General features: G+C 60.3%; 7 protein-coding genes and 1 pseudogene. 2 read left to right on the forward strand and 6 right to left on the reverse strand.

Going from position 1 to position 7,272, the window contains the following annotated elements; genetic code table 11:
* Positions 1 to 52: 52 nt before the first annotated feature.
* The gene (locus tag ALP40_RS24740) at positions 53 to 1,024 is read right to left on the reverse strand and encodes a thymidylate synthase (protein WP_122210749.1); all 972 of its coding nucleotides are present in this window, start codon (positions 1,022 to 1,024) and stop codon (positions 53 to 55) included.
* Between the two features lie 52 nt (positions 1,025 to 1,076).
* Complete coding sequence (lgt, locus tag ALP40_RS24745) at positions 1,077 to 1,889, reverse strand: prolipoprotein diacylglyceryl transferase (RefSeq protein ID WP_122210750.1); 813 nt, start codon at positions 1,887 to 1,889, stop codon at positions 1,077 to 1,079.
* Positions 1,890 to 2,016: 127 nt separating this feature from the next.
* Here lgt and ALP40_RS24750 point away from each other — a divergent pair, with 127 nt between their 5' ends.
* Complete coding sequence (locus ALP40_RS24750; protein ID WP_122210751.1) at positions 2,017 to 2,763, forward strand: NRDE family protein; 747 nt, start codon at positions 2,017 to 2,019, stop codon at positions 2,761 to 2,763.
* 68 nt (positions 2,764 to 2,831) lie between these two features.
* Here ALP40_RS24750 and ptsP read toward each other — a convergent pair whose 3' ends face one another.
* Together ptsP and ALP40_RS24760 are read right to left on the reverse strand one after the other, a co-directional pair.
* On the reverse strand, positions 2,832 to 5,111 hold the full coding sequence (gene ptsP / locus ALP40_RS24755) for a phosphoenolpyruvate--protein phosphotransferase (RefSeq protein WP_122210752.1): 2,280 nt from the start codon (positions 5,109 to 5,111) through the stop codon (positions 2,832 to 2,834).
* 21 nt (positions 5,112 to 5,132) lie between these two features.
* The gene (locus tag ALP40_RS24760) at positions 5,133 to 5,612 is read right to left on the reverse strand and encodes an RNA pyrophosphohydrolase (protein ID WP_002555745.1); all 480 of its coding nucleotides are present in this window, start codon (positions 5,610 to 5,612) and stop codon (positions 5,133 to 5,135) included.
* 142 nt (positions 5,613 to 5,754) lie between these two features.
* Here ALP40_RS24760 and ALP40_RS24765 point away from each other — a divergent pair, with 142 nt between their 5' ends.
* Positions 5,755 to 6,411, forward strand: a complete 657-nt coding sequence (locus ALP40_RS24765; RefSeq protein WP_122210753.1) for an HAD family phosphatase — start codon at positions 5,755 to 5,757, stop codon at positions 6,409 to 6,411.
* A gap of 12 nt (positions 6,412 to 6,423) precedes the next feature.
* On the opposite strand, the gene ALP40_RS24770 is transcribed toward ALP40_RS24765, so the two are convergent.
* A complete protein-coding gene (locus tag ALP40_RS24770) occupies positions 6,424 to 6,852 on the reverse strand; it encodes a DUF2269 family protein (RefSeq protein WP_122210754.1) in 429 nt (142 codons plus the stop codon).
* A gap of 146 nt (positions 6,853 to 6,998) precedes the next feature.
* A pseudogene (locus ALP40_RS24775) lies at positions 6,999 to 7,272 on the reverse strand (threonine ammonia-lyase, biosynthetic); the annotation flags it as partial.

Consider the following 7,272-nt stretch of genomic DNA (forward strand, 5'->3'; position numbering starts at 1 on the left):
ACTGGCTTTCGCGGACAAGTCCGCTCCCTCCAACGAAAACGATCCCCAGCGCTTAAACCGCCATCGGCGCGGTCATCGCCGGGTGGTGCTCGTACCCTTCCAGCGAGAAATCCGACGGTTCGATCAACTCCAGCCACTCCGGCTGATAAACGCCCGTCTTGGCAAACTCCGGTACGCGGTCGGAGATTTTCAGTTTCGGCATTGGGAACGGCTCGCGGGTGAGCTGCTCATTAAGCATGTCCAGGTGGTTCTCATACACATGGGCATCGCCGATGAAATAGGTGAACCAGCGCGGCGTGTAGCCCGTCAGACGACCGATCAGGCTCAGCAGGGCAGCGCCCTCTGTCAGGTTGAACGGTGTGCCCAGCCCCAGGTCGTTCGAACGGATGTAGAGCGTCAGCGAGATTTCACGCGTCTGCGGATTGGGGTGAAGCTGATACAAGAGATGGCACGGCGGCAGCGCCATTTCATCGAGCTGCGCGCAGTTCCAGCCGTGGAACAGGATTCGGCGGCTGCCCGGGTCGTTGATGATGGTGTCGACGCACTGACGAATCTGGTCGATGGCCTTGTACAGCACCACGAACGCCTGGCCGTCTTCTTCAGACTCGGCAATCTGGCGATAACCCTGACCAAGCGCCCGCTCGATAGCCGCAGCATTGGCCGCATCGATACGCTTGTAAGCAGGCCACTTGCGCCATTGCACACCGTAGATCTCGCCCAGGTCGTCTTCGCCCTTGCGGAACGGGTTGTTCAGCCATTGGGCGTTTTCGTTGGCGTTCTGGTCCCAGACCTTGCAGCCCAGTTCACGGAATTCGGCCGCATTGCTCACGCCACGCAGAAAACCGACCATTTCGCCGATGGCCGACTTGAATGCCATGCGACGCGTGGTGATTGCCGGGAAACCTTCCTGCAAGTCATACCGCAGCATCGCACCCGGAAAGCTGATGGTGTTCACGCCGGTACGGTTGGACTGCAAGGTACCGTGCTTGATCACATGCGCGACCAACTCCAGATATTGCTTCATAAATCACCTGCATTGTTGAAACCGCCGGGCTTGGTCACCCGGCGTCTCGGTATTAGACCGCTGGGCGGGTAGCGGATGGCGCACGCTTGTAAGCGAACCAGATCAGCAACAGACCGGCGATGATCATCGGCAGACTCAGAATCTGCCCCATCGTGACCCAGCCCCACGCCAGGTAACCCAGCTGTGCGTCCGGCACGCGGACGAATTCGACCACAAAGCGGAAAATGCCGTAAAACAGCGCGAACATGCCGGAAACGGCCATCGTCGGGCGCGGTTTACGCGCGTAAAGATTGAGGATGATGAACAGTGCCACACCTTCCAGAGCAAACTGATACAGCTGCGACGGATGGCGCGCCAGTTGTGCCGGGTCGCTGAACGGCGGGAACACCATTGCCCACGGCACGTCGGTCGGTTTGCCCCACAGCTCGGCATTGATAAAGTTGCCGATACGCCCGGCACCCAGTCCAATCGGTACCAGCGGCGCGACGAAATCCATCAGCTGGAAGAAGCTTTTGCCATTGCGTTTGCCGAACCACCAGGCCGCGATCATCACCCCGACGAAACCACCGTGGAACGCCATCCCGCCTTTCCAGACCTCGAAAATGAGCAACGGATTGGCCAGGTAAGCCGACAGGTCGTAGAACAACACATAGCCGAGCCGTCCACCGACGATCACGCCCATCGCCAGCCAGAAAATCAGGTCAGAGAGTTTTTCCTTGGTCCAGGTCGGGTCGAACGCGTTCAGGCGACGAGACGCCAGCAGCCAGGCACCACCGATCCCGACCAGGTACATCAATCCGTACCAGTGAATTTGCAGCGGGCCGATAGCGACGGCTACCGGGTCAATCTGCGGGTAAGGCAGCATTGCGACTCCTCAATTGGAACGCCCTTGTGGGCGACTGAATCAGGCGGGCATGTTACCGGAGCCCGGCCTGTTGCTCTAGCAGACACCGATCAAAGCTGCGTACAGTTCAGGAAAAAAGGAGCACCGAATGTGTCTGATCGTATTCGCCTGGCGCCCGTCCCAGGCCCAGCCGCTGATTGTGGCGGCCAATCGTGACGAATTTTATGCGCGCCCTACCCGGCCGCTGAGTCAGTGGGAGGACATGCCCAATGTGTATGCCGGCCGGGATCTGGAAGCTGGCGGCACCTGGATGGGCATCAACGCACAGGGGCGCTTTGCCGCCGTGACCAATATTCGCGACCCAGGCCAGCCCTTGGGCTTGCGCTCGCGGGGTGAGCTGGTGGCGAAGTTTCTGGCGGGCGAGCAATCGCTTGAAGACTACGTCGGTGAGGTCGCCGCGCGGGCCGGTGAGTACACCGGTTTCAATCTGTTGGCGGGTGATGCCGAGCAGTTGTATTACCTGAACTCGACCGTTCCCACGCCGCAACGGTTGGGCGAAGGCGTTTATGGCCTGTCCAATGCTGGTCTGAACACGCCGTGGCCCAAGCTCATCAAGGCCCGGGCAGCGTTGGCGGCACAACTGAAAGACCCGCAACCGAAGGCGTTATTGGGCCTGCTGAAGGATCCTAAGCCCGCCGCAGACGCCGAGCTGCCTGAAACCGGCGTGGGCCTTGCTACCGAGAAGCTGCTGTCCAGCGTGTTCATCGCCAGCCCCAACTACGGCACCCGCGCCAGCACCGTGCTGATCGTCAACGCTGATGGTACACGGCAGATGATCGAGCACAGCTTCGGGCCGCAAGGTGGACGGTTGGGGGAGGTTGAGCTGAGGCTGTGAGTACTGACCGTGGGGCTGTAAGACTGCGTATACCCATGAACAACACATGAGAACGATCGACAGACAGCTTAGTGGCCCTTCACGGACCCGGGATTGATCATCCGTGACAGCCCCAGGTTTTTCAGCGCCAGTTGCAGGGAGCTGCTGATGACTTGCGGGTTGTCGTTGGTCATCAGTTGGGCCAGCAGATCCTTGGCCTTGCTCAGGTTGATCTGGCGCAGCATCCATTTCACTTTCGGCAGGTTGGTGGCGTTCATCGACAAGCTGTCAAAGCCCATCGCCATCAACAACACCGCGGCGGCCGGATCGCCGGCCATTTCACCGCAGATACTGACCGGCTTGCCTTCGGCATGTGCATCACGCACCACGCTTTGCAAGGCTTGCAGCACTGCAGGGTGGAGGTAATCGTAAAGGTCGGCCACACGCGGGTTGTTGCGGTCGACCGCGAGCAGGTATTGGGTCAAATCGTTGGAACCGACCGACAGAAAGTCCACCTGACGTGCCAGGTCGCGGGTCTGGTAGACCGCAGCCGGGACTTCGATCATCACGCCCACCGGCGGCATCGGCACGTCAGTCCCCTCGTCGCGCACCTCGCCCCAGGCACGGTGGATCAGGTGCAGCGCTTCCTCGACCTCATGGGTGCTGGAGATCATCGGTAGCAGGATGCGCAGGTTGTTCAGGCCTTCGCTGGCCTTGAGCATCGCGCGAGTCTGGACCAGAAAGATTTCCGGGTGGTCGAGGGTGACGCGAATGCCGCGCCAGCCCAGAAACGGGTTCTCTTCCTTGATCGGGAAATAGGACAGAGACTTGTCGCCGCCGATGTCCAGACTGCGCATGGTCACCGGCAGAGGGTGAAACGCGGCCAATTGCTCGCGGTAGATCGCCAACTGTTCCTTTTCGCTCGGGAAGCGCTGGTTGATCATGAACGGCACTTCGGTGCGATACAGACCCACACCTTCGGCACCGCGCTGTTGAGCACGTGCCACGTCGGCGAGCAGGCCGGTGTTGACCCAGAGCGGCATGCGATGCCCGTCGAGGGTCACGCAGGGCAGTTCACGCAAAGCATCGAGGCCCTGGGAAAGCTGACGCTCTTCTTCCACGACCTTGCCGAACTGCTTGCGCATGATGTCGCTGGGGTTGGTGAAGACCTCACCGTGGTAACCGTCAACGATCAGGTCGATGCCATCGACCTTGGAGTACGGGAAGTCCACCAGGCCCATGACCGTGGGGATACCCATTGCCCGGGCCAGAATGGCGACGTGCGAGTTACCCGAACCCTGCACCGAGACCAGCCCCACCAGCTTGCCTTCCGGCACTTCACCGAGCATGGCCGGCGACAGCTCTTCACTGACCAGAATCGTATTGTCGGGGTAGACCAGCGTCTGCTGACGCGCTTCCTGAAGATAGGCCAGCAGGCGGCGACCCAGGTCCTTGACGTCCGAAGCCCGCTCGCGCAAGTAGGCATCGTCCATCAGTTCGAAACGTTTGACGTGCTCATTGACCACCGAGCGCAATGCGCCCTGCGCCCATTGGCCCGTCTTGATGACATTGGTCACTTCGCTGCCCAGCGAGGCGTCGTCAAGCATCATCAGGTAAACGTCGAACAGCGCGCGCTCTTCGGGACGCAATTGCGTGGCGAGCTTGGCGGACAGGGTGCGCATGTCATTGCGCACGCCTTCCAGTGCGGTCTGGAACAGCGCAAGCTCGGCGGCGATGTCAGTGACGGTCTTGTCGGGCACCACTTCCAGATCGGCAGGCGGCAGCATGACGACGGCCACGCCGACCGCAGCGCCGGGCGATCCGGCCACACCCACGAACTTGGCTTCCTGGATGCCCTTGCCCTGGCGACCCAGACCACGGATCGAGCCAGTGGCTTCGGCGTGAGCGATAACGCCCGCCAATTGCGCGCTCATGGTGACCAGGAAGGCTTCTTCACCCTCGTCGAACTGGCGACGCTCCTTTTGCTGGATCACCAACACCCCGACCACGCGCCGGTGGTGGATGATCGGCGCGCCCAGGAACGACGCATAACGCTCTTCGCCGGTTTCGGCGAAGTAGCGATAACGGGGGTGATCGGCAGCGTTTTCGAGGTTCAGGGGTTCTTCGCGCGTGCCGACCAGACCGACGAGGCCTTCGTTCGGCGCCATGCTGACTTTGCCGATGGAGCGCTTGTTGAGGCCTTCGGAGGCCATCAACACGAAACGGTTGGCTTCGGCATCGAGCAGGTAGACCGAGCAGACCTGACTGCCCATAGCCTCCTTGACGCGTAACACAATAATGCCCAACGCCGCCTTGAGATCCTTGGCGGAGTTAACTTCCTGGACGATCTTGCGCAGCGTATTGAGCATGGCTCGGGGTCGAACTCCGTGTCAGTCGCGCGATAAGAGGCGCGGGGCAAGCTCTTTAAGTGCGCGTCGATACACCTCGCGCTTGAATGTCACCACCTGGCCTAGCGGATACCAATAGCTGACCCAACGCCAGCCATCGAACTCCGGTTTCCCGGTCAGATCCATCCGCACCCGCTGCTCGTTGGAGATCAGGCGCAGGAGAAACCATTTCTGTTTTTGACCGATGCACAGCGGTTGGCTATGGGTACGGACAAGGCGTTGCGGCAGACGATAACGCAACCAGCCCCGAGTGCAGGCAAGTATTTGCACATCATGTCGTTCAAGCCCGACTTCTTCATTCAACTCACGGTACAGCGCGTCTTCCGGCGTTTCCTGTGGGTTGATTCCCCCTTGCGGAAACTGCCAGGCATCCTGGTTGATACGCCGGGCCCATAGGACCTGACCAGCATCGTTTGTCAGAATAATCCCGACATTAGGACGGAAACCATCGGGGTCGATCACGGCAACAACCTCGCAGACGCATGTCGCCGCATTGTTCCACAAAGCCGATCAAACCGGCAACGAGGCTTATCACCTTATGTGAAGACTTGTGAAAACCTCGTATTCTGACGCTCTTTTTTCAGCTAATTCAGCGAGTAACCGCATGCGCCTGGCTCTATTCGACCTCGACAACACGCTTCTGGGTGGCGACAGCGATCACGCTTGGGGTGATTACCTGTGCCGACGTGGCATTCTCGATACCGCGACGTACAAGACGCGCAACGACGAGTTCTATCAGGATTACCTGGCCGGAACGCTAAACATGACCGAGTACCTGAACTTCACGCTGGAGATTCTGGGGGCTACCGATATGGATCAGTTGGCGCAATGGCATCGCGAGTTCATGCGCGATTGCATCGAACCGATCATGCTGCCCAAAGCGCTGGAGCTGATCGCCAAGCACCGCGAGGCGGGTGACAAACTGGTGGTAATCACCGCCACCAACCGTTTCGTGACAGCACCCATCGTGGAACGGCTGGGCATCGAGACGCTGCTGGCGACTGAGTGCGAGATGATCGATGGTCGTTATACCGGCCGTACCACGGGCATTCCGTGCTTCCGTGAAGGCAAGGTCACGCGGCTCAACCTGTGGCTGGAGGAGAATGCATTCAGCCTTGAGGACAGCTATTTCTACAGCGATTCGATGAACGACCTGCCGCTACTGGAGCAAGTAGCCAACCCAGTGGCGGTCGACCCCGACCCGAAACTGCGCGCCGAAGCCGAGCAGCGCGGCTGGCCGGTCATCACACTGCGCCATTGATTCAAGGGTGACTCACGCCGGCTTGAAGCCCATCAAGCCGGCGATCACGACAAAACTCACCACGCTGACCACTGCCAGCGCCAAGGTGAAACCGCGTCGGTCCGTTCTGGAGCCCAGGCGCAGACGATTGAGCCTTGCCACCAGCCAGACCCAGCTGAACAAGCCCAGGGTGTAGAGCACGCTGCTGCTCAGCACCCAGGTCTGCCCCAGCGACAGACCCAACGAGTGCACCAGCCACCAGCCGCTGAACGGCAGAATCGCCAGACACACCGCCATCAGCAGCCAGAAAAACAGCAGCGGGCGCTTGAGCAGCCGGGTCTGGATGGTTGCATCCCCTTCGAGGCGCACCTTGATGACGCCACTGGCCAGCACCAGAACGCTGAGCAGCAATAACGTGATGGCAGCGATGTGTAGGGTTTTCAGGGCGGTGATGGATTCCATCGCGGGTCTTCCTCTTGAATCGGGGCGGAAAGAGTCTAGCAGTTAGAGCGGCGTTAACAGGCCAATTGGGGATGCATGCCCCCGCAGAGCGTGGGCACGATCATTAGCCTCATTTGATCGTTCCTCACGCTCCGCGTCCCGGGGCGTTAGCCCAGAAACAACCGATACGCCGGGTTATCGCTCTCATCCCAATACGGATAGCCAATCTCGGTCAGGGCCTGGCTGACCAGGTGCCGCTCATCCTCGGGCACCACCAGCCCCGCCACGACCCGCCCATCCGCTGCGCCGTGGTTGCGGTAGTGGAACATCGAAATGGTCCAGCGTCCGCCCAGGCGGTTGAGAAAGTTGAAGAGCGCGCCGGGGCGTTCGGGGAATTCGAAGCGCAGCACCACTTCATCGCTGACCCGCTCGGAGTGCCCG

The organism is Pseudomonas viridiflava (assembly GCF_003702045.1).
GTDB classification, from domain to species: Bacteria; Pseudomonadota; Gammaproteobacteria; order Pseudomonadales; family Pseudomonadaceae; genus Aquipseudomonas; species Aquipseudomonas viridiflava_C.

Excerpts from the sequence above, each read along its gene's own strand:
- ALP40_RS24765 (WP_122210753.1), top strand. The coding sequence starts at position 5,755 with ATGCGCCTGGCTCTATTCGACCTCGACAACACGCTTCTGGGTGGCGAC.
- ptsP (WP_122210752.1), bottom strand. The coding sequence starts at position 5,111 with ATGCTCAATACGCTGCGCAAGATCGTCCAGGAAGTTAACTCCGCCAAG.
- ALP40_RS24740 (WP_122210749.1), bottom strand. The coding sequence starts at position 1,024 with ATGAAGCAATATCTGGAGTTGGTCGCGCATGTGATCAAGCACGGTACC.
- lgt (WP_122210750.1), bottom strand. The coding sequence starts at position 1,889 with ATGCTGCCTTACCCGCAGATTGACCCGGTAGCCGTCGCTATCGGCCCG.
- ALP40_RS24770 (WP_122210754.1), bottom strand. The coding sequence starts at position 6,852 with ATGGAATCCATCACCGCCCTGAAAACCCTACACATCGCTGCCATCACG.
- ALP40_RS24750 (WP_122210751.1), top strand. The coding sequence starts at position 2,017 with ATGTGTCTGATCGTATTCGCCTGGCGCCCGTCCCAGGCCCAGCCGCTG.